The sequence below is a fragment of the Acrocarpospora catenulata genome (assembly GCF_018476525.1).
Classification (GTDB): domain Bacteria; phylum Actinomycetota; class Actinomycetes; order Streptosporangiales; family Streptosporangiaceae; genus Acrocarpospora; species Acrocarpospora catenulata.
This window is the reverse complement of sequence record NZ_JAHCST010000033.1, coordinates 13,134-39,037: the sequence shown is the minus strand read 5'-3', so window position 1 is coordinate 39,037 and position 25,904 is coordinate 13,134. Positions and strand designations below refer to the sequence as shown.

General features: G+C 68.8%; 17 protein-coding genes. 7 read left to right on the top strand and 10 right to left on the bottom strand.

The genetic code is table 11. The features are described from left to right. The first annotated feature begins 128 nt into the window (after positions 1-128). Complete coding sequence (locus tag KIP79_RS28070) at positions 129-1,550, top strand: WS/DGAT/MGAT family O-acyltransferase (RefSeq protein ID WP_214107933.1); 1,422 nt, start codon at positions 129-131, stop codon at positions 1,548-1,550. On the opposite strand, the gene KIP79_RS28065 is transcribed toward KIP79_RS28070, so the two are convergent. Then, positions 1,543-2,409, bottom strand: a complete 867-nt coding sequence (locus KIP79_RS28065) for a leishmanolysin-related zinc metalloendopeptidase (RefSeq protein ID WP_214107932.1) — start codon at positions 2,407-2,409, stop codon at positions 1,543-1,545. The two genes, KIP79_RS28070 and KIP79_RS28065, sit on opposite strands and share 8 nt — an antisense overlap. Before the next feature lie 83 nt (positions 2,410-2,492). Beyond that, the gene (locus KIP79_RS28060; RefSeq protein ID WP_214107931.1) at positions 2,493-3,194 is read right to left on the bottom strand and encodes a hypothetical protein; all 702 of its coding nucleotides are present in this window, start codon (positions 3,192-3,194) and stop codon (positions 2,493-2,495) included. A 158-nt stretch (positions 3,195-3,352) separates the two neighbouring features. On the opposite strand from KIP79_RS28060, the gene KIP79_RS28055 reads away from it, so the two are divergent. Genes KIP79_RS28055 through KIP79_RS28045 form a run of 3 tightly spaced genes read left to right on the top strand, consistent with a single transcriptional unit; the run spans position 3,353 to position 5,525 of the window. Beyond that, complete coding sequence (locus KIP79_RS28055; RefSeq protein ID WP_214107930.1) at positions 3,353-4,684, top strand: hypothetical protein; 1,332 nt, start codon at positions 3,353-3,355, stop codon at positions 4,682-4,684. Then, positions 4,603-4,875: a sensor histidine kinase gene (locus KIP79_RS28050; protein ID WP_372453686.1), complete on the top strand. Its 273-nt coding sequence runs from the start codon at positions 4,603-4,605 to the stop codon at positions 4,873-4,875. Before KIP79_RS28055 ends, KIP79_RS28050 begins: the two co-directional genes overlap by 82 nt. Then, a complete protein-coding gene (locus KIP79_RS28045; RefSeq protein WP_214107928.1) occupies positions 4,872-5,525 on the top strand; it encodes a response regulator transcription factor in 654 nt (217 codons plus the stop codon). Before KIP79_RS28050 ends, KIP79_RS28045 begins: the two co-directional genes overlap by 4 nt. Before the next feature lie 54 nt (positions 5,526-5,579). On the opposite strand, the gene KIP79_RS28040 is transcribed toward KIP79_RS28045, so the two are convergent. From KIP79_RS28040 to KIP79_RS28005, 8 genes are all read right to left on the bottom strand, one after another. Then, positions 5,580-7,508, bottom strand: coding sequence for a Xaa-Pro dipeptidyl-peptidase (locus KIP79_RS28040; protein ID WP_308169929.1), 1,929 nt, complete (start codon positions 7,506-7,508; stop codon positions 5,580-5,582). Positions 7,509-8,238: 730 nt separating this feature from the next. Continuing rightward, positions 8,239-9,426, bottom strand: coding sequence for a type III secretion system chaperone family protein (locus tag KIP79_RS28035; protein WP_214107926.1), 1,188 nt, complete (start codon positions 9,424-9,426; stop codon positions 8,239-8,241). Beyond that, positions 9,423-9,962 carry a DUF4365 domain-containing protein gene (locus KIP79_RS28030; RefSeq protein ID WP_250213958.1) on the bottom strand — a complete coding sequence of 180 codons (540 nt, stop codon included), beginning with the start codon at positions 9,960-9,962 and terminating at the stop codon, positions 9,423-9,425. Before KIP79_RS28030 ends, KIP79_RS28035 begins: the two co-directional genes overlap by 4 nt. 210 nt (positions 9,963-10,172) lie before the next feature. Further along, positions 10,173-11,783 carry a monocarboxylic acid transporter gene (locus KIP79_RS28025; RefSeq protein ID WP_214107924.1) on the bottom strand — a complete coding sequence of 537 codons (1,611 nt, stop codon included), beginning with the start codon at positions 11,781-11,783 and terminating at the stop codon, positions 10,173-10,175. Next, positions 11,780-12,142 carry a DUF485 domain-containing protein gene (locus KIP79_RS28020; RefSeq protein WP_214107923.1) on the bottom strand — a complete coding sequence of 121 codons (363 nt, stop codon included), beginning with the start codon at positions 12,140-12,142 and terminating at the stop codon, positions 11,780-11,782. The genes KIP79_RS28025 and KIP79_RS28020 overlap by 4 nt, the downstream gene beginning before the upstream one ends. 185 nt (positions 12,143-12,327) lie before the next feature. Further along, positions 12,328-13,830: a sodium/solute symporter gene (locus KIP79_RS28015; RefSeq protein ID WP_308169928.1), complete on the bottom strand. Its 1,503-nt coding sequence runs from the start codon at positions 13,828-13,830 to the stop codon at positions 12,328-12,330. A gap of 58 nt (positions 13,831-13,888) precedes the next feature. Further along, positions 13,889-14,260 carry a hypothetical protein gene (locus KIP79_RS28010; protein ID WP_214107922.1) on the bottom strand — a complete coding sequence of 124 codons (372 nt, stop codon included), beginning with the start codon at positions 14,258-14,260 and terminating at the stop codon, positions 13,889-13,891. A 271-nt stretch (positions 14,261-14,531) separates the two neighbouring features. Then, the gene (locus KIP79_RS28005) at positions 14,532-15,290 is read right to left on the bottom strand and encodes a LytR/AlgR family response regulator transcription factor (RefSeq protein ID WP_214107921.1); all 759 of its coding nucleotides are present in this window, start codon (positions 15,288-15,290) and stop codon (positions 14,532-14,534) included. 288 nt (positions 15,291-15,578) lie between these two features. Here KIP79_RS28005 and KIP79_RS28000 point away from each other — a divergent pair, with 288 nt between their 5' ends. The 3 genes from KIP79_RS28000 (at position 15,579) to KIP79_RS27990 (ending at position 25,898) form a co-directional block, all read left to right on the top strand. Continuing rightward, a complete protein-coding gene (locus KIP79_RS28000; protein WP_214107920.1) occupies positions 15,579-16,865 on the top strand; it encodes a hypothetical protein in 1,287 nt (428 codons plus the stop codon). Between the two features lie 130 nt (positions 16,866-16,995). Continuing rightward, the gene (locus KIP79_RS27995; RefSeq protein ID WP_214107919.1) at positions 16,996-19,038 is read left to right on the top strand and encodes a CHAT domain-containing protein; all 2,043 of its coding nucleotides are present in this window, start codon (positions 16,996-16,998) and stop codon (positions 19,036-19,038) included. Then, entirely contained in the window at positions 19,035-25,898 is a 6,864-nt protein-coding gene (locus KIP79_RS27990; RefSeq protein WP_214107918.1) for a helix-turn-helix domain-containing protein, read from the top strand. The genes KIP79_RS27995 and KIP79_RS27990 overlap by 4 nt, the downstream gene beginning before the upstream one ends. The last annotated feature ends 6 nt before the right edge of the window (positions 25,899-25,904 follow it).

Genomic DNA, 25,904 nt, shown 5'->3' with positions numbered 1-25,904 from the left:
GCCAGCGGAGGTCATGGGCCGGCTGCTGACAGAATCTCACGGAGACGCCGCGGAAATGCCCTGGTAACCCGACACGGTGATGATGGTCACACTGTGTAGAACCGCCAGGTCCAACAGGGAGGATGCCCATGCGTCAGCTGACGGCTCTCGACGCGCAGTTCCTCAGCACCGAGTCGGCCACCACCGCCGCCCACGTCGCCGGGGTCGCCGTCCTGGACGCGCCGGTGACCAGGGCCCAGCTGATCGACCTGATCCGCGCGCGTCTGCACCTGGCCCCGCCGCTCCGCATGCGCCTGGCGGACGTGCCCTTCGGCCTGGACCGCCCGTACTGGGTGGACGACCCGTCCTTCGACGTGGCCGACCACGTCCACGAGTCCACGGTGCACGGACCGGACGATCTCGCCCGCCACGTCGGCCGTCTCCACGCGCGGCGTCTGGACCGCAAGCGCCCTCTCTGGGAGATGCACCTGATCCACGGCATCGGCGAGGACCGGGTGGCGGTCTACTCGAAGGTGCACCACGCCGCGATCGACGGCGTCTCCGGCGTCGAACTCCTGGCCGCCTTCCTCGACTTCTCCCCCGAGCCCCGGCCGGTCCCGGCCGCTCCCCCGGCCGTCCCCGTCCAGGCGCCTGACCCGGTCGACATGCTCGCCGACGCGTTCCGCCGGGGGCTGCGCCAGCCGATGGCCTCCCTGCGCTCCCTCGGCCGCGCCTTCGCCGACCTGGACGCCATCCCGGTGATCGCCACCCTGCCCGGCGCCCGCCAGATCGCCCGCGCCACCCGATCCTTCCGCGGCCACCGGCCCGTCCCCGACCTGCCATCGCTGGCCGCCCCCCGGACCCCGCTGAACGGCACCATCTCCAGCCGCCGCAGCTTCGCCTACGGCTCGGTCGCCCTCGACGACCTCAAGCACATCGCCGGAACCTTCGGGATGAGCGTCAACGACGTGGTCATGACGGTCTGCGCCTCGGCACTGCGGGCCTGGCTCGCCGACCGCGGCCGGCTGCCCGCGCAGCCCCTGGTCGCCGCCGTCCCCGTCTCGGTCCGTACGGGACGGGACGGCGACTCGATCGGCAACCAGATCTCCGCGATGATCACCCCGCTGGCCACCGACGTGGCCGACCCCAAGGCCCGTCTGGCCGCGGTCCGGGCCACCATGATGGCCGCCAAACGCCGCTTCGCGGTCTCCCGCACCACCTGGCTGCACGACCTCTGCTCGGCGCTGCCCGCCCCCCTGGCCGGCCTCACCCCGGCGGTCTTCCGCCTGACCGGTCTGGTCACCCCCGGCGTGAACCTGATCATCTCCAACGTCCCCGGGCCCCAGTCCCCCCTCTACCTGGCCGGGGCCCGCCTGCTCGCGTACTACCCGATGTCCGTCCTCACCGATGTCACCGGCGCGCTGAGCATCACCTGCATCTCCTACGACGGCAGCCTCGACTTCGGCATCGTGGCCTGCCCCACCCGCGTCCCCGACATCTGGCAGATGATGGCGCACATCCACGACGCCACCACCGAGCTCACCAAGCTCGCCGACGCGGAACTCAGATGATCATGGGTGGCTGGTCCACGGAGACCCCGCAGGTCAGCGTGGTCTCCGGGGCCACCGCGCGCAGGTCGGCGAGCAGCAGCTGGGACGGCAGCGTGTAGGGCTCGGCGGCGGCCATGTCGACCTCGTAGCCCATGTCGCCCAGCGCGGCGGCCGTGAGGCGGCTCATCGGGTTGCCGACGCCGGGGGCGACCCTGCTGGTCATGAGCTCCGCGCCGAACACCGACTCGCGCCAGTGGGACCCGACGCTGCCGGGGCCGCCGACGTTCTCCACCGGGACGACGTGCGGGTCGACACTGAACAGCAGGGCGGCGAACTCCTGGCCGGCCCGGGTGCCGGTGAACACCGGATCGGCGGTGCCGAGGCCCTGGACGAGGTCGAGTGCCTGCCAGATGCCGCCACCGAGGCCGAGCACGTGGCCCATCTCGTGGCAGATGACGTCGTGCAGCAGGCCGGACTCCTCCATCCGGTCCAGGTCGAAGCTGTCGAAGGTCATCTCACCGACGGCCGGCAGCCGGCTGCCGGAGCGGACCAACAGCGGCCGGGCCTGGCCCAGGATGTTGCCCTGCGGTGTGCCGGGGCCGTCGATCTCGGCGCCCTTGGCCAGGATGAGGACGTCGTCCACGACCTCTCCGGCGGTGAGTCCGTCCGGGAGCTGCGCCAGGTCGGGGATGGCGACCTCGGGCAGGTCGCCCACGATCACCCGGGCCCAGCGGTCGGCCGCGGCGGCGAAGGCGGCCTGCTGGGTGTCGCTGAGGCCGCCGAGGAAGCGGACCTCGATGGTGAACGGCGACCGGGTCGCCGCCACCGCCAGCGCGCGCTCCGCACTGGCACGTGCCACGTGGAAATCGAACTCGCCCATTGCTCACCTCGTTGCGTGTCTCGCAGTCTCGTGCTCCCGATCCTCCGCCCGTGACCGGGTCCACGACCTGAGTAGCCCACTACTCAAGAGATGCGCGCCCGGGCCGGCGGCAGGTCGAAGTCGTCGTTGCGCATGCGGAGCAGGGCGAGCGTGGCGCCGCCGAAGCCGGCCGCGGCGACCAGCAGGCCGATGCCGGAGGCGACGTGCCCGGGCATGAACGGGTGGGTGAAGCCGCCGACCGCCAGGGCGATGCCCGCCCAGGCCGGGGCCGCGCCGCTGCGCCACAGCGCGAGGCCGAGCAGGAGCAGGCCGAAGACGATGCCCACGATGAACAGCAGGCCGGCCACCTGGCCGAGGATGTCATCGTCCATGGTGGCCTGGACCTTCGCCATGGTGGCCACGTCGAAGCCGCCCCGTACGGTGACGAGGGCGAGGTTGTCGCCGCCCTCGATCAGCGGGAAACCCGCCAGGTCGCCGAGGAGGGCGAGGAACGCGCCCACGGTGGCGAGCCGGGGAGCGCCCCGGCGGGCCACCCAGGCGACCGCGAAGGTGGCGGGGATCAGGCCGACCAGGAACGGCACGCCGAACCAGCGCACCAGATCGGCCAACTGCTCGTCGGCCACGTACGCCGCGGCGGTGGCCTCGAACGACGACCCGCCGTCGATGGGACTCAGGATGTAGTGGACGCCCATGCCGATCATCGGCAGCGGCGCGACGACGGCGAGCAGAACACGCCAGAAGCCTCGTACGTCCCGCAGCGGCTTGGCGGGGATGTCTGGTTGCATGTGACCCTCCGAGTCGTGAACCCTGTCCTCGCCAGGTTCACGCCGGCACTCGCCCGCCGTCGTGGGGACGTGCGCCCATCCGCCTCCCATCCGGTCCCGGCCGGAATGGGAGGGTACCCCTATGGCCCCTGGGAGTGGCCAGGTCACATGATGGCCGCATGTCAGGCAGGCGAGGCGGACCGGCGGCGGTGGCCGCGACCACCACGGTGGTGATCGTGGCGGCCTGGGTGTCCTGGTTCGCCGGAGGGCTGACCTTCGCCGACGCGGCGAGCGATTCGTACCTGCTCACCAACAGCGTCCAGGCGGTCACCTTCACCGCGCTCGGCGTGATCGTCCTGGCGCACCGCCGACGGCACAACGTCGGGCGGCTGTTCGTCGCGTACGGCGCCTCCTACACGGCGAGCGTCGCCTGCCTGGGCCTGCTGTCCGGGGTCTTCGCCCTGCCGCCCTGGTGGACGCGCGCGATCCAGCTGTTCGGCATCACCGTGTGGATCCCCGCGCCCGCCGTCTGCCTGCCGCTGATCCTCCAGTTGTTCCCCGACGGGCGCCCGGTGTCTCCCCGGTGGCGGTGGCTGGTGGCGGCGACCTTCGCGGTGCTGCCGCTCACGCCGGTCGTCACGCTGGCGCTCGGCGCGCAGGAGGGCGGGGGTGGCCTGGACCTGGTGCTGTCCCCCGAGGCAGGCCGGGTCGCGGCGGCCATGCTGCCCGTCGCCGCCGGAACCGACGCGGTGGTGCTGCTGGCCGGGCTCGCCGCGCTGGCCGTACGGGCGTACCGGTCGCGGGAGGAGCAGCGGCTGCAGGTGATGTGGCTGCTCTGGGCGGCGGTCGTGTTCGCGGCGCTGAACGCGCAGCGCATCCTCACCACCGACGGCCCGGTGCTGTTCCTGCTGACGCTGCCGCTGATCCCCGCCGCCGCGACGGTCGCGATCGTCCGCCACCGGCTGTACGACATCCGCCTGATCGTCAACCGCTCTCTGGTGTACGGCCTGCTCACGATCGGCGTGATCGGCGCGTACCTGGGCATCGTGGCGGCCCTGTCGGCGCTGGCCCAGGACCGGCTCGTCGCCCAGCCGCTGATCGCGACCGGGGTGATCGCACTCGCCTTCGCCCCGGCCCGCTCCGCCGTCCAGTCCACCGTGGATCGAGTCATGTACGGCAGGCGCCGCGACCCCGCCGAGGCCGCCGCCCAGGTCGGGGTACGCCTGGGCACCGGCCTGGCGGGAGTGCTGCGCGCCGTGTGCGAGGCGCTGCGGTTGCCGTACGCCGCGATCAGCTCGGACGGACGCCTGGTGGCCACCTACGGCGAGCCGCCCACCCTCCGGCACACGGTACCGCTCCAGGTGGCCGACGGGGCCGACCTGCCGGTGGGCCTGCGGGCGGGCGGAACCTGCCCGCGCTGCCCGCCGCCGTGGAGGTGGCCGCCTACCGGATCGCCACCGAGGCGGTCACCAACGCGCTCCGCCACAGCCGGGCCACCAGCTGCCGGGTGACGCTACGCGCCGATCACGCCCTGCACGTGGAGGTCCGCGACGGCGGCCCGGACGGCGCCGCCGCCTGGCGGACCGGCGTGGGGCTACGCTCCATGCACGAGCGCGCGGCCGAACTGGGCGGCGCACTCACGGCAGGACCGACCGACCGGGGCGGCCGGGTGCACGCCCTGCTCCCGCTGGAGCCCGCATGACCGCGCAGCCACCGATCCGGATCACGATCGTGGACGACCACCCGCTGATGCGGGAGGGCCTGCGCGCCCTGGTCGCCTCGCTGCCCGACATCGAGGTGGTCGGCGAAGCCGGGGACGGCGACGCGGCCCGCAGGGAGACCCAGCTCACCCGCCCCGACGTCGTGGTCATGGACCTGCACATGCCCGGCACCAACGGCGTGGCGGCCACCCGGGCCATCCTGCGCGCCGCCCCGGCCACCCGGGTGCTCGTCCTGACCATGTTCGAGGACGACGACTCCGTGTTCGCCGCCATGCGCGCCGGCGCCTCCGGCTACCTGGTCAAGGGCGCCCAGCAGGACGAGATCATCCGCGCCATCCGCTCCGTCGCCGCCGGCCAGGCCATCTTCGGCCCCACCGTGGCCCGCCGCATCATCGACTTCTTCACCCACGGCCCCCGCCCCGCCGCGGACCCCTTCCCCGAGCTCACCGCCCGCGAGCGCGAAGTCCTCGACCTCATCGCCGCCGGCCGGACCAACCCGGCGATCGCCCGCCACCTGGTCATCAGCCCCAAGACCGTCAGCAACCACATCTCCGCCATCTTCACCAAACTCCAGGTCGCCGACCGAGCCGAGGCCATCGCCCGAGCCCGCGAGGCCGGTCTGGGACTGTGAAACGCCCGCGGGCCCGGTCGTCGCCGGGCCCGCGGTTGTCGTCGGATTCAGGGGTTAGTAGAGGCGGTTGTCCGGCACCGGCAGGTCGATGTGCCCGGGGCCGAACCAGCTGCCGTTGTCGCGGGTGAGGTCGCCGTTGTTCAGGGCGTGGCCGACGCCGAGGACGAGCGGGATCTCCACCCTGCTCCGGTGCAGGTCGATCGTGACGTTCGTACCGGTGGCGGTCTCGCCGCTGTAGGTCGAGTTGGTTCCGGCGATCACCAGGCCCAGGCGGTGGCCCTTCTTGAAGACGTAGTCCTGGGGCAGGGTGGCCCACTTGACCTGAGCGTAGGTGCCCGGCGTCAGCGGTGCGGACTCGGTCAGCGAGTCGCGGTTCTGGACGTCGATCCAGCCGCGGGCCACGATCTCCAGCGGCCGGTTGACCATGTTGGTGACGACCGTCCGGTAGCAGCCGTCGTCGGCGGCGGTGGACTCGCCGTGGCAGCTCTCGGTGGTCAGGGTGGTGATGCCCTGCCCGCGCCGCCAGTCGATGCGGTCGTCGTCGCCGAAGTCGACCAGTAGAGCGGTCAGGTTCGCGGTGGGCTTGTCCAGCGCGACGGTCAGGTCCACCACGGGCGTACCGGACAGGCGCAGGTCCCGGGGCAGCTCGCCGGTGGTGAAGGCCACCCGTCCCGGGTGGACGGTGCCGACGTTGGCCACCATGGTGTTCTCGGACAGACGCTGGTCGGTGAAGGTCGCGGTCTCGCCGTTCCTGGCCGGCTTGAGGTTGAGCGAGCCGTCGGCGGCCGGGCGGAAGAAGTGGGTCGACGCGGCCGGCGCCGGCCAGTCCTTCTGGGTGATCCAGTCGGTCGGGCCGACCTGCACGTCGGCGCGGGGCTCCTTCATGATGCCGTTGTCCACGCCGACCAGCCAGTAGTCGAACCAGCGGTGCAGGGTGTCCACCCACAGGTCCCGGCGTCCCTCGAAGTCGAAGGGATCCACGTGCTGGTACTGGCCGACCCAGATCTTGCGCGGCACGTTGCGGTTGGCCAGCGCCTCCCACCAGGTGGAGAAGTGGTCGGGCTTGACGTTCAGGTCGTTGACGGTGTGGACGGCGAACACGCTGGCCCGCACCCGGGACGCGTCGCCCAGCGTGCCGGCGATGTAGTCGCGCTCGGCCCAGAAGGCGTTGTAGTTGCCGGTGTCGTCGCCGTCCTCGGCGTCCAGGCGCGCCCGTACGGCGGCACACTTGGCCGCCGGGTCGGTGTCGACGACCCTGGCCAGGTACGACATGTAGTTGTAGTTGTAGACCACGCCGTTCGAGCGCTGGTACTTGTACCAGGAGCTGATCGCGGAGATCGGGACGATGGTCTCCAGCCCCTGCACGCCGGTCGCCGCGACCGCGTTGGCCAGCGTGCCGTCGTAGGACTTGCCGATCATCGCGGCCTTGCCGGTGCTCCAGTCGGCCAACGCCTGGGTGCCGTCGGCGCGGTAGGCGACCGCGCGACCGTTCAGCCAGTCGATGACGGCCTTGCCGCCCAGCACGTCGGCCTGCCCGCCCACGTCGGGACAGCCGTCGGACTTGGTGGTTCCGATCATGTCGACGTTGAGCACCGCATACCCGCGGGGCACGAAGTAGTTGTCGTAGAAGAGGGGGAACTTGGCGAGGTTGCCCGCCGCGTCGTAGACCTTGCGCTCGGACTCGTTACCTCGTCCGGAGTTGTCGTAGTACGGGCTCTCATCGATGATCGACGCCACCTTGAGCCCCGGACCGGACTCGCGGGGCCTGATGATGTCCACCCGCACCCGGTCCAGCCGCCCGTCGGCGTCACTGTCGACGCTCGACTCGACGTAGACGTGCTCGCGGATGGCATCGGCGTACGAAAAGACCGGCTGGGTGCGTCCTTCCTCGATTGTGATGGCAGGGGCCGTGCTCGCCTGAACCGGTGCGGCGGCGAGCAGGACCAGGCCGACGGCGACGAGGGTCGCTCGTAACTGTGGCACAGGATCCTCCAGAGACTCAGGAACACCCGAAATCTCCACGAATGTCCACATAACCAACAAGATCCCTTTACACGTTCGACACCACCTTGGTCCTAGTGTGTGACATTGCACAACCTGTACAAGCTTGCCGCACACGAGTCGACCCGTTCCCCGAGGCCGTCCAGAGTGCGGCAGGAGACCGCCACCCTCGAGACAAAGCCTCAGCTCAGCCGTTGGAGTCGCACGCCTTGGTCCATGCGTCGTCACTGCGGCGGGCTCCATCGGCGGACATCAGCGTGACCCCAGGGAGCCCACACGCTACACATGACGACTCTGACGAGACTGGTAGCCCGCAGTTCGCGACGGCGGATCGCTACTCCCAGTCGAACTCCGTGCGATAAGTCAGCCCCAGCCATAACCCCAAGAGGGCACGCGGCGGCAATTCCAGGCCAGACCTGTTGATCAAATTACCACATGGTCGGACTCATGGCAGGCGAGGCAAAAGGTCGACAAAATGGCTCAGAACGAACCACAAACGAAAAGAGACGACTGAGTTGCAGCGAAGAAAACATCGTCGCCCCTCTTGACATCGCTGCCGAGGGACATCTCACTTTTGCCGTAGCTCAAAATAGGGAGCTTGCTACCTGGAGTGCCCTTCGCCGCATCATCGGCTGATGAAAGGGAACCTGTGCCCAGCGCGTAGGGACCTTTTGAAGGCTCCTTGAAGTACAACGGCCGAGACCAAGATGCTTTAGGAGTCCCCTTCTGGGTTGCCACCAAGGCGATGGCGAAGGAAGCTCGTATCTACTTCGGTGTCTCCGACCAGCCGCCAGGATCTCCGCTCGAAGGTAAGATCGCCGCTCACGGTCAATGGCAGCTTGTGCCGATAGGCTTTGATAGCCCAGTCGTGATCTTCTCCACTCAGAATCAGGTGTACATTTCGTATCCGTCCATTGACGTAGGCCGTGATCACGACAGTTCCGGCCTCGTCGTCGATGCCAACGCCTTCTTCCCGCGTAAGCGATTTGACTGGCCCAACGAGGGTTTCGCGCCGAGGCGGCTCCTCCCTGCGGACCAGACGTTCCCGGACCAGCGGTAGCTGCTCAAGCAACTCCTGTTCCAGTTTGATCAACCGGGCGCTCATGGCCGGTACACCACGAATTGCCGCCCACTCAAAGGACATGTCCAGAGCGCGCAGTCGACTGAAGCCCGCCATCTCTTCCAGCGACTCGACCAAGTTCGCGCTCAGACCCCACTCGGCGGGCGAGTCCAGCGCCTCGCGACTCTGGCCCCGGGCGAGTTGCCGTGTTGTCTCAAGACCGCGTGCGAGCGTCGTCATAACACGACGCGAAAACGGGGTGTCGGGGTCAGAGGACGATTGCGGAGGAGGTTCACCTCCGTCGAGTCGCGTGACAACAGTGAATACGAAGCTGCCGCGCTTGGTGTGTCCCAGGCGGACATCCTTGTCGAGGAACTCGTTCACCGGTGTGGAACGCCGCCCGCGATGCGTGTGACTTGGATCGGCAGCCGTGGTCGCGGCGGCTCGCATCATTCGATAGATTGCGCCGATCGTTGACTCGGCTTGCTTGAAAGGGATTGTTCCATCAGACATTGCCTGATCCAGGCGAATATACAAAAGGTCCGCAGACGCGACCGTGACCTCTTCGTATAGTTTATTCGCATCCCAGTCATTGACGAGAGTGATCGTTTTGAGCGCGTCAAAAAAGCGTCGCGGATAGTCCAGGTATTCGCTGTCCAATGGCAACATGATACGGGCCAGCAGGTCACCGTCATGGCCCGGTAGGCGCCAGATCTCCCGGATGTCGTCCTGCCGTGACTCCAGCTCCCAATCGTGTGACGCAAGGTAGCGGGAGACCGCGTTGGGCGTGAGCGTCTGGACGAGCTCTTGCAGGGAGGCGTCCGTGATGGAGCGGCTCACCAGTCACCTCCCTCGCCGATCGTTTTCATGATGCCGAGAAGTCTGTCTACATCAAACAGGTTACTCTTCGGTAAGCGGACGGTCTTCGACGCCTGTCCTTCAGCGATGACCCCCAGATTTGCCGCATTCTCCCAGTACATCTTGCTGTTGACCAAGAGACGTTCCTCGTTCTGGTGGAGCCATGACTCCGGCGACTCGGGCACATGGAGCACCCCGAGGTAGGCGGGAATGTGACGCTTGGGGTTGGTCAACCGGCGGAACGGCCCTGCCTTCATCTGCCACATGAGGGAGGTGTCGCGCAGCACGCCCAATTGGGACGTGCACTTCAGCTGGAGTTCGAACTGGGGACAGTAGTATCGCGCATACTCAGCCGACGAGGCTATGGTGATATCTACTCCGTCATAGTCCGTTTCATGGCATTTGACCGAGCATCCTGCCGCAGCGACCACCATCCGGACGAAAGCAAGGCTGAACTGCTGCTTCTTCTCGCTGAGCGGCAGTTCGTCGAGCGGCGTTCCCTCCACCTTCTCGCCCATGACCGTCCCCACGTCTGGCACGCTCTTCGCCATCCCACCGCCCCGGACCTCGCGCTCAGAGGACGGACGATACTAGCAACCCGCACAATACGTTTGGATCTTCTCCATATTCTCTGCTCAATACGGCAGGACGAGGCCCGGACGGGGTGGTGGAAATGGCGCAGGGCACGGAGTTCGAGTGGAACTCCGTGCCCTGGTGGGGGAAGGCGGCTAGTGTTGGGCCGCCTTTTCCGCTCCCACGCCTGTGAGGGAGCGGACTTCTATTTCGGCGTACTTCGACTCGTTGTGTTCCTTGCTCAGGATCGTGCCGAGCCAGCCGCAGAAGAAGCCGAGTGGGATCGAGATGATGCCGGGGTTCTGGAGGGGGAACCAGGCGAAGTCGGCGTCGGGGAACAGGGCCGTCGCGGAGCCGGAGACGACCGGGGAGAAGATGACCAGGCCCACGGCGGAGACCAGGCCGCCGTAGATGGCCGAGACGGCGCCCGCCGTGTTGAACCTCTTCCAGAACAGGCTGTAGAGGATGGCGGGAAGGTTGCCAGAGGCGGCGACCGCGAAGGCCAGGGCTACCAGGAAGGCCACGTTGAGCTTCTGGGCGAAGATGCCCAGCACGATGGCCACCGCACCGATGGCGAAGGCGGCGATCCTGGCCACCAGGATCTCCTGCTGCTCGCTGACCTTACCCCGCTTGAAGACGTGGGCGTACAGGTCGTGGGCGAAGCTGGAGGAGGAGGCCAGGGTGAGCCCGGCGACCACGGCGAGGATGGTGGCGAACGCGACAGCCGCGATCACCGCCAACAGGATCGTGCCGCCGACCTCGCCGAAGATCAGGTTACCGACGGCCTTCGCGAGCTGTGGCGCCGCAGTGTTGCCCGCCGCGTTCTGCTCAGAGATGACCTTGGATCCGACGAGGGCCGCGGCGCCGAAACCGAGGACCAGGGTGAGCAAGTAGAACGAGCCGATGATGCCGATGCCCCAGAGAACCGACTTCCGGGCGTCCTTCGCGGTGGGCACCGTGTAGAACCGGATCAGGATGTGCGGCAGACCGGCCGTACCGAGTACCAGTGCGAGGCCGAGGCTGATCAGGTCGATCTTGCCGGCCAGACCCTGGGCCTCGGTGCCGTACTTCCCGCCGGCGTTCAGGAAGGCGTCGCCCTTGCCGCTCTGCGTGGCGGCCTCGCCGAGCAGGGAGGAGAGGTTGAAGCCGTAGTGGCCGAGGACCAGCAGGGTGACCAGGGTGGCGCCGCCCATCAGCAGGATGGCCTTGACGATCTGGACCCAGGTGGTGCCCTTCATGCCGCCGACCACGACGTACACGATCATGAGGGCGCCGACGCCGACGATGGTGAGGGCCTTGCCGGCCTCGGAGGTGACGCCGAGCAGGAGGCCGACCAGGGCGCCCGCGCCGACCATCTGGGCCAGCAGGTAGAAGATGCTGACGGTGATCGTGGAGACGCCGGCCGCAGTCCGTACGGGGCGGGGGCTCATCCGGAAGGCGAGCACGTCGGCCATGGTGAACTTGCCGGAGTTGCGCATCAGCTCGGCGACCAGCAGGAGCGCCACCAGCCAGGCGACCAGGAAGCCGATCGAGTAGAGGAACCCGTCGTACCCGGACAGGGCGATGATGCCGGCGATGCCGAGGAAGCTGGCGGCCGACATGTAGTCGCCGCCGATGGCCAGGCCGTTCTGAACGCCGCTGAAGGAGCGGCCGCCGGCGTAGTAGTCGGCGGCGGTCTTGGTGTGCCGGCTGGCCCAGAAGGTGATGGCCAGGGTGCCTGCGACGAAGAGCAGGAACAGGACGGTGGAGAGGGTGGTCTCGCTCATGCCTTGTCCCCCGCGGTGTCCTTGGCGGTGTCTGTGGCGGCGCCTTCGATCTCGTGCCGGAGCTCGTCGGCCAGCGGGTCGAGCTTGGCGGCGGAGTGCCGCGCGTACGCCCAGGCGATCAGGAAGGTGGACGCGAACTGGAGCAAACCGAAGATCAGGGCGACGTTGATGTTGCCGAACAGCTTGGCGCCCATGAAGTCACGGGCGAAGCCCGACAGAATCACGTACAGCAGGTACCAGGCGAGGAAGGCGACCGTCATCGGGAAGGCCCACGATCGGTAGCGGCGCTTCAGCTCCTGGAACCGTTCGGAGCCTCCTATCTGTTCGTATACCGACGGATCATGCTGCTGCGTCGTCACGGATGCCTCCAACGCTGTGATCTGAATCACTCACAACGTAGGCAGGAGGTTGACCGCCGACGAGACGCCGGGCCGCAGTGTTCGCCGAGCCGTCCGCACATGGCGCTCAATTGGGGTGGGCTTGCGCCGAATGGTCCGCTATGTGCGACGAATGGAAGATCCCGAAATGTCTGGACACATGGTGTTCACGTAGAACGGGGGCGCCAGTCGCCGCGATCCACGTCCAGGGTCTCCGGAGTGTGCAGGCGAACCATGGTACGCGCCACGTTCGGCGGCACCCGGGACGGGGTCAGCAGCGACACGACGACCATCACGGTGAACGAGATGGGCACCGTCCAGGCAGCAGGCTGGGCCAGCAGCGCGCCCAGCCAGCCGGTGTGCGGGCCGCCGATGATGGTCACCATCACCGCCCCGCAGGCCATGCCGCCCCCGGCGAGCAGCCCGGCGACCGCGCCCGCGGTGGTCAGCCGCCGCCACCAGATGCCCAGCACCAGCAGCGGGCAGAACGAGGACGCGGCCACCGCGAAGGCCAGGCCCACCACGTCGGCGACCGGGAGCGCCCGCGCCGTCCCCGCCAGGGCGAACGGCACCAGCACGGCGAGCACGGTGGCGACCCGGAAGGCGCGCACCCCGTCCTTGATGCGGAGCATGTCCTGCCCGACCACCCCGGCGACCGACACCGTCAGACCCGAGGAAGTGGACAGGAACGCCGCGAACGCGCCGCCAGTGACCAGCGCGGTGAGCAGGTCCCCGGCGACCCCGCCGACCAGGTGGCCGGGGAGGGTGAGCACGACGGCGTCCGGCCGGTCCAGGTTGGGGAGGTAGATCCGGCCGAGATAGCCGTATATGGCGGGCATCAGGTAGAACGCCCCCAGCAGCGAGAGCACGACCAGGGTGGTACGGCGGGCCGCCCGCCCGTCCGGGTTGGTGTAGAACCGCACCAGCACGTGGGGCAGGCCCATGGTGCCGAGGAAGGTCGCCAGGATCAGCGAGTACGTGGCGTACACCGGGTGCTCGCGCCCGTGCAGCGGCAGCGCCCAGGGGTCCTGCGGCTGGAGGCCGGGAGATCCGTTGGTACCCCAGGCGAGGAGCATGAAGACGAGGGGGACCGCTAGTGCGGTAAGCTTCAGCCAGTACTGGAACGCTTGTACGAATGTGATGGATCGCATCCCGCCTGACAGCACGTTGACTGCCACGACTACCGCGACCAGCAGCCCGCCCGCCCACGTCGGCGCCCCCGTGATGGTACGGAACACCAGCCCCGCGCTCTGGAACTGCGGCATCAGGTAGAGCCACCCGATCAGCACCACCAGCACGCTGGACACCCGCCGGACCGCCATCGACTCCAGCCTGGCCTCGGCGAAGTCCGGCAACGTGTACGCCCCGGAACGGCGCAGCGGCGCCGACACCAGCACGAGCAACACCAGATATCCGCCGGTCCAGCCGACCGGCAGCCACAGCATGTCCGCGCCGTAGGTGAGGATGAGGCCCGCGATGCCCAGGAAGGAGGCCGCCGAGAGGTACTCGCCGCCGATCGCCGAGGCGTTCCAGAGTGGGGTGACCGTCCGCGAGGCGACGTAGAAGTCCGACGTCGTCCGGGAGACCCGGATCCCGAACGCCCCGATCAGCACCGCCGCCACCACGACCAGCACGATCGCGATAACCGAGCTGACCGAACTCACTCCCACCCTGCGCTCACTTCCACCCCACGCTCACTCTCGCCCCGGATTCACTCCCGCCTCGGGCTCACTCCCGCTCCACCAGTTCGGCGAAGTGCCTCTCGTACCGCTCGGCCTGGCGGACGTAGAGCCACGCGCCGACCACGAAAGCCGGGTAGATCAGCCCGGCCAGCACCACCCAGGGCAGCGGGATGCCGAGGATCTCCACCTCGCGGAGTTCGGGGACCAACAGGAAGAGCAGGGGCAGGCCGCCGATCAGGGCCGCCAGCACGGTACAGACGAACAGCGCCAGCCGCAGCTGGGTGCGGATGAGGGAGCGCATGTAGACCTCGCCCAGCTTGGTCTGCTCGTCGATCTCCCGGGTGACCGGGTAGCGCGGACGCTGGGCCGCGGCCGTCCGCGGGCTGGTGACCACGACCCGCCGAGGTTTGGCGCTCATCGCGGATCCGTCCAGTTCCGAGGCGAGGGCGCGGCGATCCGACCGTTCCATCCGATTCGGCACACTCCGGGTCCGCTCATACCGGCCCGGCGCACTCCTGCGCCGCCCATTCCGGTCCGGCGCACTCCGGGTCCGCTCATACCGGCTCGGCGCACTCCTGTGCCGCCCATTCCGGTTCGGCACACTCCGGGTCCGCTCATACCGGCTCGGCGTACACCAGTTCCGTTCATTCCGGCTCGGCGTACACCGGGTCCGCTTATTCCGGCTCGGCTCATTCCGGTTTGGCCTTGCGGGCGCGGCGGACCAGGAGGTCGCGGAGTTCGCGGGTGTGGCGGCGGCTGACGGGGATCTCGGTGTCGCCGATGCGGACCACGCATTTGCCGGAGTCGATGTGGAGTTCGTCGATGTGCCGGACGGCGACGAGGTGACTTCGGTGCACTCGCAGGAACCCCGCCGAGGCCCAGCGTTCCTCCAGCGCCGCCAGCGGGATGCGGACCAGGTGGCTGCCGGTGGCGGTGTGCAGGCGGGCGTAGTCGCCGCGAGCCTCGACGTACCGGACCTCGGTGCTGGCCACGAACCGGGTGACGCCGCCCAGTTCCACCGGGATGGTGTCGGCGTCCTGCTCGGCACGGCTGTCGCCGGGTAGCCCGGTGCCCCCGACACACCGGCGGATGGCCTCGGCGAGCCGGTCGGGGCGAACCGGTTTGAGCAGGTAGTCCTCGGCCTTCAACTCGAAGGCGTCCACCGCATGGTCCTCGTACGCGGTGACGAAGACGACCTTCGGAGGGCGGGAGAACTGGGTGAGCAGACGGCCGAGCACGACCCCGTCCAGACCGCGCATGCGAATGTCCAGGAAGACCGCGTCCACCGGGCGCCCCTCGGCCATGGCCCGGTCCAGGAGCTTGAGCGCCGCCGCGCCGTCCCGCGCGGTCAGCACATCACGGATGCGCGCGTCAGCACGGAGCAGGTACGCCAGGTCCTCCAGGGCGGGCTGTTCGTCATCGACCGCCAGGACCCGCAGCCCGGTCACGTCCGCCTCCTCATAACTTGTTCCATAGAGACTGATGAAACGTCCCCCAGAAGTCAACGGCGTCTCCAGCAGCGTGCGCGGCGTCATCGGGTCGTCGGCGCCATCGTCGATGTTGTTCGGCTTGAGGCCGGATGCGTACCCATCCGCCTGCGGGGCAGGAGATCCTGGCCTTCCGTAGGCACGCGGTGGGTTCGTCGGCGACCCGTGATGTTGTCGATGGCGTCACGGAGGAGTCACAGCTCGCGCCTGCGGGTGAGGCGGGCGGCCGGGCGCACGTATCTTGACCGTGTGCACCCTGACCGTGTCCGTGCTCGGGTGGACCGCTCGAATGCCACCGTGGAGGAGTTGCGCGCCGAGACCGCGTCATGGCTGGGCGCGCGGCGAGCCGATCCGCGGTTCGCGCGGTTCGCCGATCATCTGGGCATCCTGGAGCGGGTGTTCGGGGAGATGCTGGCGGCGCTCGGCGGTGAGCTCGACCTGGCGCGGGAGATCCGGGGGTCACGGGAGACCTACGAGCGGTGTGCCCGGCTGGACCGTGGCGTGCTGGTGGTCCGGCGGTTGTTCGACTGGTACGCGGCCAAGTACGACCAGCGCCGGGATCCCCGTTTCGGAACGGTGCTGGCGGCGGCGGACGAGGTGGTGCGGAGTTGCTGGCGGGAGCCCTTCGCCCGGGTGGGGGCCGTGCCACCGAGCGGGCCGCTGGTCTATCTGGAGCCTCGGTTCGACGCGTATGCCACGCCCAGGGTGTCGGTTCCGGTGGATCTGCGGGCGCCGGCGGATGCGGTGGTCGCGGCCTTTGTCCATGAGCTACCGATTCCTGTGGTTTGTCTGCCCGGGTGGGCTACCCGGGAAGCCTGGTGGTTAACGCTGGCCGCACACGAGACCGGGCATCACGTGCAGCATGACCTGGGTGATTTGCGCTACGCGACGCAGGAGGCGCTGGCAGCCGTCGGGCCGGAATGGGTGAGCTGGTCGGGTGAGCTCTTCGCCGACGCCTACTCGGTGCTCATGGTCGGCCCGTCCGCGTTGTGGGCGGTCGCGGAGCTCCAGCACGGCCAGGAGGATCGTTCCCCGCGTCCAGGCGACGCCTACCCTCCCCCGTCGGTACGGCTCGCGCTGATGTCCGAGATCGCCCGACAGTCGGGCTTGGGCGACCCGGGCCACCCCACCGAGTTACCCCAGGGCCCCGGCATCCCACAAATGCCGGAAATATCGCGAGCTGCCTCCGCAGTACTCGCGTTGAAGGTGCAAGACCACTCACTTCCCGAAATTTCGGGACTACGGCAGGAGTGGTTCCAGCCGGGTGGGCTAGCCGCCATCTGGGCGGAACGCCTGACTGAACACGATCCCTTGCTGACCCGCCTGGACGAACGCAGCGCCGCCAGAGTCCTCGTCTCCGCAGGGGTGATCGCCGCCGAGACCCACCCCGCCGCCAAAGCTCGGGACCGCGTGCACGAGAACCTGTCCGCCACACTCCCCCGCTGCGGACCTCCCGGAACCATGGCGGGCGACACACCGAGCAGCCAGGTCGACGCCATCGCCCGTCGTCTGGCCGCCCAGTTGGTGGCCCCATGAGACCGAGAGCCCAGGTCGACGCCATTCACCCGGCAGCGTCAGGCAGCCCGGTTGGTGGCCGTATGAGCCTGCCCAGGACACCTTCGATATCGGCCCCGTGGCACCCGCCGCGTTCCCGGTTGGTGGCCCGATGAGCCTGCCCAGGGTCGATGTCGCCGTCACTCAGTCGACGGTGGTGGTCTCCTGCGCGGGGGAACCGCTGTGTGAGCCGTACCGGCTGGAGATCGTGGAGTTGCGGGCGCGCCTGGGCACGGCCGGGGACGACGTGGCGGCCCACGGGGCCGCGCTTTTCGACGCTCTGCTTCGCCCGGCGTGGGGGGAGATCACCCAGCTGGACCAGGTGCGGGCGGCACGCGGAGTCGAGTTGGCGTTGCGCCTGCCGGAGGGGTTGCAGCCGTTCCGCTGGGAGTCGATGCACGACGGGCGGCAGCCGCTGGCCGCCACGGACCTGCTGGTCGCGTTCACCCGGACGCTTCCCGCGAATCGGGAGCCGCGCCCGGCGGCCGGGGCACTCCGGGTGTTGTTCGCGAGCGGCACGTTGTTCACCGACCCGGTCATCCGGCCGGGCGCGATGTTCCTCGGGCTGGCCCGGGAGTGCGAGTCCGGCGGCCTGGCGATCACCCGGCTCGACGACGGCGTGACCCTCGACCGGCTGGCCCAGCGCTATGCCACCTTCCGCCCCGACCTGGTGCATCTGGTGGCCCACGGACGGCTGGACGAACGCGGCGAACCGATGATCCAGCTGGCCGGCCAGGACGTCTCCGCCGCGCAACTGGTCGACGCGCTCCGCCCGGAGCCGCCGCTGGCCGTGGTGCTGAGCAGCTGCCACAGCGCCGCCGACGGACGGATCACGGCGGGCGGCCCTGAGCGTACCTCGTCGATCGCGCGGGCGCTGATCGCGGCGGGCGTGCCACTGGTGGCGGCGATGGCCGGGGAGATCAGCGAGCAGGCCTGCCGGATGTTCTCCCGGTTGATGACCCGCTCGCTGCTGGCCGGGCAGGAGGTGGCCGAGGCGGTCGCGCATGGGCGGCGGGCCGCCCTGCTGGCGGGGCCTGTCGCGCGGGACCGGTTCGACTGGGCGATGCCCGTGCTGTACGCGGCGCAGACCGTGCCCGCCGGGTTCCGGGCGGTGGATCCGGGGCCGGCGCAGCGGGTCCGAGAGCTGGCCCGGCGGCTTGACCTGCTGCAACAGCCGGTCTACATCGGGCGTCGGCCGATCTTCGACGCGGTGGACGAGCTGTTCGCCCGGAAGACGAGTTTCGTGGTGGCGGCCAGCAGGTCCGGGTTGGAGAACCTGGGGTCGACCCGGCTGCTGCGGCAGCTCGGGTTCCGGCTGCTCCAGGAGGGACATGTGCCGTTGCCACTGCTGCCCTACAAGGAGGAGTCGGCGCCCACCAGCCTGCGGGAGGTGGTGACCGAGATGATGCACGCCGACTTCAGGGTACGGCGTGGCCTCGGGCTACCGTTCCGGGTGCCGCTGATCCTCGGCGGGGAGCAACCGCCCGATTCGGCCTTAGCCCGCCAGCGCTTACGCTCCGACATCTCCGCGTTCCGGAAATCCACCGGCGAGTTGTCACCCGATTCCGTCGGCGAGCTGCTGGCCGAGGACCTGGGTGCGCTCGCGATGGCGGCCCGGGAACTGGGACCGCCGTTCGGAGAGCACACGCGGACGGTGGTACTCGCGGAAGCCCTGCACCTGTGGAAGGGTGCGCTGGGCTGGACCGAGGACGCGCCGGGGCTGCTCGAACTGCTCAATCCGGACGGCCTGGGCAGCCCGTCGTCGCCGGTGCCGGTGATCGCGACAGCGTCGATGAGCGAGAGCGCCGCCCTGCGGGCCTTCCAAGCCGACCGGCCGGGAATAGGCGGCTGTGTGTTCCCCGAACTGGGCCCGTTGCCGGACGAGGAGGCCGCCCTTGGCTACCAGTGGATCCTGCTGCATCCGTGGCATCCCGACGTGGACTTTCGCAAGGTGTACGTAGCCGCCCCCGACCACGACCAGGACAAGCTCCGCGAACGCTTCCGGAAACGGCTCAAGGGCGAGCCCAAGTGGATTCCCCTCAAGCTATACGAAATGGTCGACGACCTCGCCGCTTACGGACATTTCCGGATCGAGGATGACGATCACGCCTGGCAGGCCTACGCCAAACTCCACGGCCTGAAGCAGGACCTATGAGCAGGCCGCCGACCTTCGCCACCCAGCTGCGCCTCCTCCGGGAGCAGGCGGGGATGTCCCGGCGCGAGCTGGCGCGACGTGTGGGGTGTGAGCGGCTCTACATCGAGCATCTGGAACTAGGCATCGCCCACCCTCCCGGACGGGACCTCGCCGCCCGTTTCGACCAGGAACTCGACGGGGGCGGAACCCTGTCCACGCTCGCCCAGGAGCCCCAGCCTGGACTCACTCCCGAACTGCTCGACGCCGAACTGGATCGGCGCGCGGACGCCCGGCGTACCGACAGGCTCAGCGCCTTCGCGCCCGAGACGCTCGCCATTCTGGCGTTGTTGCCGGAATGGACAGAGTCTCTGGCATCCCGGATCTCGTTCGGGAGGGACAACGTGCAGGATCTGCTCGATCAGCTGATCAAGCAGGACCTGGTCGAACTCCGCCCCACACTCGGGGAGGACGGGGCTGAGGAGACCACGTTCTGGCTGCACCCCGCCGCCCGAACAGAGGTCAGCGCGTATCTGAGGAGGGTGCATCCCGCAGTGCTCCCTCGGGCGCGCACGGAACTCTGTGCGCAGCTGTGGCGGATCGCTCGGCCCCCGGAGACCGTCGACCTGGACCGGGTCCCCCCGCTTGGCCAGTACCTCGCCATCAATTCCCCGCCTGACCTGCCCGCCCTGCGGGACGACTTCGACGAGTTGTTCATCACCGCCGGATTCGACCGGTTGCGCAACTGGTACCGGGTCGCGGAGTTGTATGTGGAGGACCCGTCAGGTATCCAGCTGGTTCAGGAGACCTCGCGGCGGGTGGAGTCCGGTGACGTCCCGGGCGCGGCACGCCTGGTCGCCGTCGCCCGCATGCTCGGCGAGACCCTCGGCGGGCATCTAGGGCACTCGGCCCGCCGTGCCGCCTGGCGGGTGTCCCGGGCAGAACGGGAGGCCGAGGATGTGCACTTCCTCCGGCACTACCTGCGCCGCCGCGAGATCGAGAACGCGCTCGCCGCCTCAATCCTGCCCGGCTCCTCCAGCACACGGACGACGATTCACCCCTCCTGGCCGATGCCCGTGGAGGTGTCGGATCGGGACCTGCCCGAACGCACCCTCGCCGAAGGGGGCGAAGCTCAGGAACCGGATCGGCCCGTGCCGTGGGCGGTGCACCTGCTGGGTGAGGGCGGCATGGGGAAGACCATGCTGGTCAGGTATCTGATGTCCGGCCGGTTCGCCCGGGATCGCGGGTTGGAGCCGTTCCCGGTGGCCCGGATCGACTTCGACCACCTCGATCCCCGCTATCCGGAAGACCGGCCCGGGGAGATCCTGGTGGCGCTGGCGGCGGAGCTGCTCGGCTTCGTCGAGTCCCGGGACGCGGAGGCTCGGTACAACCGGTTCCGGGAGGCTGTTGACCGGCTGCACGAGGAGTTGTCCCGGCGGGAGCGAGAGGGGAGCGTGGTCGACCGACTGTTGGAGGAGGCGGTCGCCGGGTTCACGCGGTTTGCGGCTGAACTCTCGAGACCGGCAGTTCTCGTCCTGGACACCTGCGAGGAACTGGCGAAACTCTATCCGCCACGGTCCCCTGCGCCCGCGATCGAGGTCACGTTCCGCGTCCTGGAGCTGATTCACGCACGGATGCCCGAGATCCGGGTCGTGCTGGCAGGACGGCGGTGGCTGACCCCGTCATCCTCAGACGAGGAGAACGCCGCCGGGCCGGTCCTGCTCCCCCGCGGCTATCTGCGCGTGGTGCCCGTGGCGGGATTCACCGAGGACGAGGCTGCGGGGTACCTGGCCGAACGTGCGGTACTGACCGGTCAACGGTCTGCGATCCTGGCACGAGCGCTCATGTCGGAGCAGCTCGGTTTCAACCCGTTCGACCTGGCCGCGTACACGGAATGGGCGCTAAGCGACCCCGATCTTGATTTGTCGGGTACGTCCGGGGACCCCTACATCGAACGCCGCATCATCGGCCGTATCTCCGAAACCCCCATAGCCCGCGCGCTAGCCGTGGTCGCCGAACTCGGCCGGTTCGACCGCCCGCTCATCACCCCCGCCCTGCACCGCCTCGGCCTCGACCCCGACCTCGTCTTCGACGACCTCGCCGCTCAGGAATGGATCCAGGTCGTCGAACTCGGCCCCGACGGCCGCCCCTCAATCATCGAAGTGGACGCCCACCTCCGCGACCGCCTCCGCACCACCACCTCGGCTGCCCCCACCCGCTTCCCGCTCACCCGTCCCCAACTCGGCCGCGACGCCGCAACCGTCATCCAGAGCGCCCCTTCACTGGACACCGTCCCGGTCTCCACCGTCCTGGCCGCCGTCCGCCTCCTCCCCCTCCCGGAGGCCGCCGCCCTCTGGTCGGCCATCGAAGACCGCACGGTACGAGAGAACGCCTGGGCCTGGGCCGCCAACGTGACCACCCGGGTGGCCGCCGAGACAACGGGTGACGCAACCGGCGGGATGACCCCGACCATCCTCGCCGCCGTCCTGGCGACCCAGGCGTCGGCACGCATCCACACCGGCGGAGGCGGGGTCGCCGAGATCTGGCGCCAGGTCGAGGAGTACGCCGAACGGCACCCGACCCAGGCCCGCACCCTGGCGGCACGGGCCTTCCTCGGGCTGGCCGCCGCAGGGGTGAAAGTCCCGCTGGACGAACGCCTGCCCGGCATCCTGGCCGAGGGTGCGGCCCCGCCGGGATCACTGGTCGCCGCGATCGACGGATGGATGCGGGACGGGATATGGGGCGAACTGAAATCCGGCGACCTCCGTCCCCTGATCGGGGACACCGCCCTTCCTCCGGGCCCGGGGCGCGAACACCACCCGCGTCCACGAATTGAGGACCTCGATCTTCCCCTGGAGTCGGAGCGCGAGCGCCAGACGTGGATCCCCCCAGGACTCGGAAGGGAACGCAAGGACCTTGATCCTTCCCCTGACTGGGAACGCCAGGTGTGGATCGCACCGGACAGCAACTGGTTCGCGACGACTTCCGGCACCGGTGTCATCGAAGTCTGGAAGCCAGACGGCTCAGCGCTGGGCAGGGTCGACGGCGAGCCTGGGCAGGTCGACTCGCTCGCCGTCTCCCCCGACAGCTCCTGGTTCGTGGCACCGCCGCCGACACGACGGCCCGGGTCCACCCCGGAGCAGGCGGGCCGACTCCGCCTCTGGCGGCCGGACGGCGCGGTCCGAGCCGACATCGTCGAGGACTCCGGCGACATCATCAGCGTCGCCATCGCGCCGGACGGCTCCTGGCTGGCCACGGTAGCCTCCAGCGGAACGGCACGCCTGTGGAACAGCTCCGACGGCACGCCGCTGGCCACCTTGCATGGTCGTGACATGTTCAGCGGCGCACTGAGACTGAGCATCGCCCCCGAGCAACCAACGAGACGAGACATCGCCTCTGATATCGATAGCAGCCTGCCCGCCCAACTCTCGGTCGAGTCCCCCTGCCTCGTCATCGCTCCGGACGGAACCTGGCTGGCCGGCCGTTCGCGCAGGGAGGACGTCCACATCTGGAACACCGACGGAACCCTGCGGGCCGTCCTCCCCTCGGGACCCGGATTGCCGATCCTGCCTCCCGAACTCACGTCCATCGAGACGGCGCCCGACAGCAGCTGGCTCGCCTGCCTCGACGGGAAAGGCGAGATCGACCTCTGGGAGCCGGACGGCATCCTGCGCGGGACCCTCACCCGCGAACACAGCCGCTTCACCGGCCTGACCATCTCACCTGACGGGAAGTGGCTGGTTACCACGTCCACCGACGGTATTGGCCAGCTATGGAATGCGGACGGGACCTTACGCACCAACCTCATGCCGGACATCGACCGGTTTCTCATCGCCCCGGACGCCACCTGGTTCGCCACCCACTCCCGCGACGGAAAGGTACGGCTGTGGAACCCGGACGGGACGACCCGGCAGGAGCTCGCGGGTGTGCGCGCTCATAGCTTGGCCATCGCCCCCCACAGTTCCTGGCTGGCAGTCGCGCGTGACGGCATCGTGGAGCTCCTTGACGCCGAAGAGCGCCAGGGCAGTTACAACCACGACGAGAGGGGACATGTAAAGGTGCGCCCGGACGGCGAGGTGACGATCCGCATCGCGCCATCCGGCGCCTGGTTCACGACGAGCTCACTCGACGGCGAGGTCCGGATCTGGAACGCAGACCGCATGGTAAGTGCCGTGGCGCTCGCCCAATCCGCCGTGCTCGCCCTACGCGAGAATCCGGAACAGGCCGGGCCTCTCGCCGAATCCGCGCTGATGGCCTGCGGCTGGGCGGGGGACGAGGAGTCCGCTTGGTGGTCGCAGCCGTCCCAATATTTCGCACCGCTCGATGAAATCGGTCAGTTGGCCCGCAAGGGAGTCATACAGATTCCTCCCGGCGGCCGGTACGCCGACTGGCTACCTCCCGAGAGCCCGTTCAGCAGGGTCCAGCTCGCCCGGCTGCTCATCGCTGGTCTTCAGGGCCAAGACGTACAGGAGGCGTGTGGCACCCTACTCAGCAGTGCGTCGCATTACAGAGAACTGCAGATAGGCGACGGCTTGCGGATCGACTATAGCCATCGAGCCGTTCGCTGGAGTGTTGATCTCGACCGCCTTCACTCACTGGCCGTACACCTCCTGCTCGGGCATGGCCTCGTCCAGGACTCCATCAGCGAGGTGAACTTCGATTACGATCGGCGGGCGACAGACACATGCAACTGGCTTCATGACACGATCCCGCCACTCATGGTCAGCAACGCCGAATACCTGACCATTCTCAATCATCCAGATCAGGCCGCCGATTATCTTGTCCACTGGCTGGACGCGGCCGTCAGCGCCGGGGACGACGCGGAGACCACCGAGCAATGCCAGATCGCGTTGATCCGCCTCTGCCGCCGCTACCGGACGCTTCGGTACTTCCCGCAGGTGAGCGTCCTCGCGAACACGGGCACCCCGCTCGTCCGGGCCGAAGCGTGGACCACCCTCGCGCTGGTGACGGGTCGGCAGCCGCAGTCACCAGAAGAGGCGGGCAGCTGGTACGGCTGGTGGCAGTCGCAAGATTCGGTGTCGATACGGGAAGAGTGGCGATTCTCCGCGCCATATCTGGGTGAGCCAGCCATACCCGACCATCTTCTGCGGGAGAGCATTCGCGAACTCGAGGACTTCCGTGGGGTGACGCCTCGCCCGGGCCCGCCCACACCACGCGAGTTCCGTCCGGATCTGGACGAGCAACGGCCGGGTTCACGGGGGCGTGCCGCCCTCGCGCGTGCCGAAATCCTCGCCCTCAGGTTCCCGGAGCGTGCGGCGGCCATCCTGTCGTCCACGGTCGCCGACCTACGTGAGGCGGGGGACATCACGCACGCGGCCCAGGCGCTGGTGCTCGCTGGTCTGGCCACGGTCAGGACGGTACCGAGCGGCGAACCACTACCTCCGGCGACGGCGGAGGCCCTCATCAAGATCCTGGACGAGCTGTCCGGCCCGTATGCCACCGCCCTGGCCAGCGGGGATTCCGGCTGGCCCGACCGGGCCACTTCGCTGGCCGACCTGGTGGCTGGGCAACCATCAGTACTCGCCGTCCCGGAATGCACGCGACCCAACCGTGTTTCGCCACCCGACGTCCCCGACACGACAGAGCTCCCGCTCGGAGTGCGTCCCGACCCGGGAAGCAATGAAGCCCACTGGGCGGACGGTGTGGACTGGCCGGTTGCCGATCCCGACCTGTGGGTCGATGACATCCCGGAGAAGGAGCCGGATTTCCGGCTCCGCTGGACGGTGGGGCCGCTACCCACCCTCGCAGCCCTCGCGGCCCTCGCGGTGCCGCTGCTCGGAGGGCCGTGGTGGATCACCGTCGTTGCCTTGCTCGGACTGACCTCCACGCTCTCGGGAGTCGTCCATCCACCCAAGGCAGAGGGGATGACACTGCGGGTCAATCGACACGGAGGGAACCCATGGAAGGTCGAGCGTGTCCTTCAATCGTCGTTCGCCGCGTGGGAGAGCCCGTGGACCAACCAGCTCACCCGCTGGAGGATCGTGCACTGGCAGTCGGGCCGTCTCGAAACCGTCGACACAGTCCACCGGCTCGACCTCGAACACTTCCCCGACATCACGCTCAGCACCCCCTTCCCGAGGGAGGAAAGACCAGGCATCGTTCGCCTCGATGTGCCCCCCGGTCTCGACCAAGGCGCGTGGGAGCAGTGGCTGGGCGCAAATGCCAACTCCGACCTCCGGCGGATGCCACTCTGGTTCCGCCTGCTCGGCAGGCCGGTCGAGGGTGGCTGGTACGCAGGGCGGGATGCCCAGGGCCAGTATCAGTACATCGGCCCACCCCACCTGTACGCCTCAACCACGACTCCCAGGAAGGACAAAGGTCCGGGGATGACCCATATCGTGGGGTCCCCGGTCCCTACGGGTAGCGAATGGCGGATGGGCATCTACGACGATGACCCCCAGTACACCGAAAGCGGGACGTCGCGGCGTGACCGGCGACTGATCAGCGCCCGCGACCTCAAGCCCGGCGAACTCGCGCTGATCGTCCTGCAAGCGAACCCCGTGGACGGCCCGCCCCGCCCTCTCGGCGACCAGCGCTATGGTTTCGTGGCCTTCGCCCGTCAGCTGATCGCGGAAGGGGCGCGGGCAGTGTTGATCATCCCCCCGTTGCCGGATGACGTCGCTCGGCTGGCCAGGGACCTCTGCCGGACGTACGCGAGCGGGGGTCCGCGACCCGCCCGCCCGACTGTTGTCGCGTTGACGAGGAGCCTCCGCTGGATGTACCTGAACCGAGGTGTCGGGCAGCCCGGGCCGATGACCTACCTGCGCATGCTCCGTCCGCTCCGTAATCTCATCGCCGGTCACGAGCCGACCCGTGAGGGCGAGCGGGCTCTCTTCGACCTGATCATGTTTCTTCCGGACTAGGAGCGT

Bases quoted from the DNA above. Each gene is read 5' to 3' on its own strand.
- KIP79_RS28070 (WP_214107933.1), top strand. From the start codon at position 129: ATGCGTCAGCTGACGGCTCTCGACGCGCAGTTCCTCAGCACCGAGTCG.
- KIP79_RS28065 (WP_214107932.1), bottom strand. From the start codon at position 2,409: ATGGGCGAGTTCGATTTCCACGTGGCACGTGCCAGTGCGGAGCGCGCG.
- KIP79_RS28060 (WP_214107931.1), bottom strand. From the start codon at position 3,194: ATGCAACCAGACATCCCCGCCAAGCCGCTGCGGGACGTACGAGGCTTC.
- KIP79_RS28055 (WP_214107930.1), top strand. From the start codon at position 3,353: ATGTCAGGCAGGCGAGGCGGACCGGCGGCGGTGGCCGCGACCACCACG.
- KIP79_RS28045 (WP_214107928.1), top strand. From the start codon at position 4,872: ATGACCGCGCAGCCACCGATCCGGATCACGATCGTGGACGACCACCCG.
- KIP79_RS28030 (WP_250213958.1), bottom strand. From the start codon at position 9,962: ATGGGCGAGAAGGTGGAGGGAACGCCGCTCGACGAACTGCCGCTCAGC.
- KIP79_RS28025 (WP_214107924.1), bottom strand. From the start codon at position 11,783: ATGAGCGAGACCACCCTCTCCACCGTCCTGTTCCTGCTCTTCGTCGCA.
- KIP79_RS28010 (WP_214107922.1), bottom strand. From the start codon at position 14,260: ATGAGCGCCAAACCTCGGCGGGTCGTGGTCACCAGCCCGCGGACGGCC.
- KIP79_RS27995 (WP_214107919.1), top strand. From the start codon at position 16,996: ATGAGCCTGCCCAGGGTCGATGTCGCCGTCACTCAGTCGACGGTGGTG.
- KIP79_RS27990 (WP_214107918.1), top strand. From the start codon at position 19,035: ATGAGCAGGCCGCCGACCTTCGCCACCCAGCTGCGCCTCCTCCGGGAG.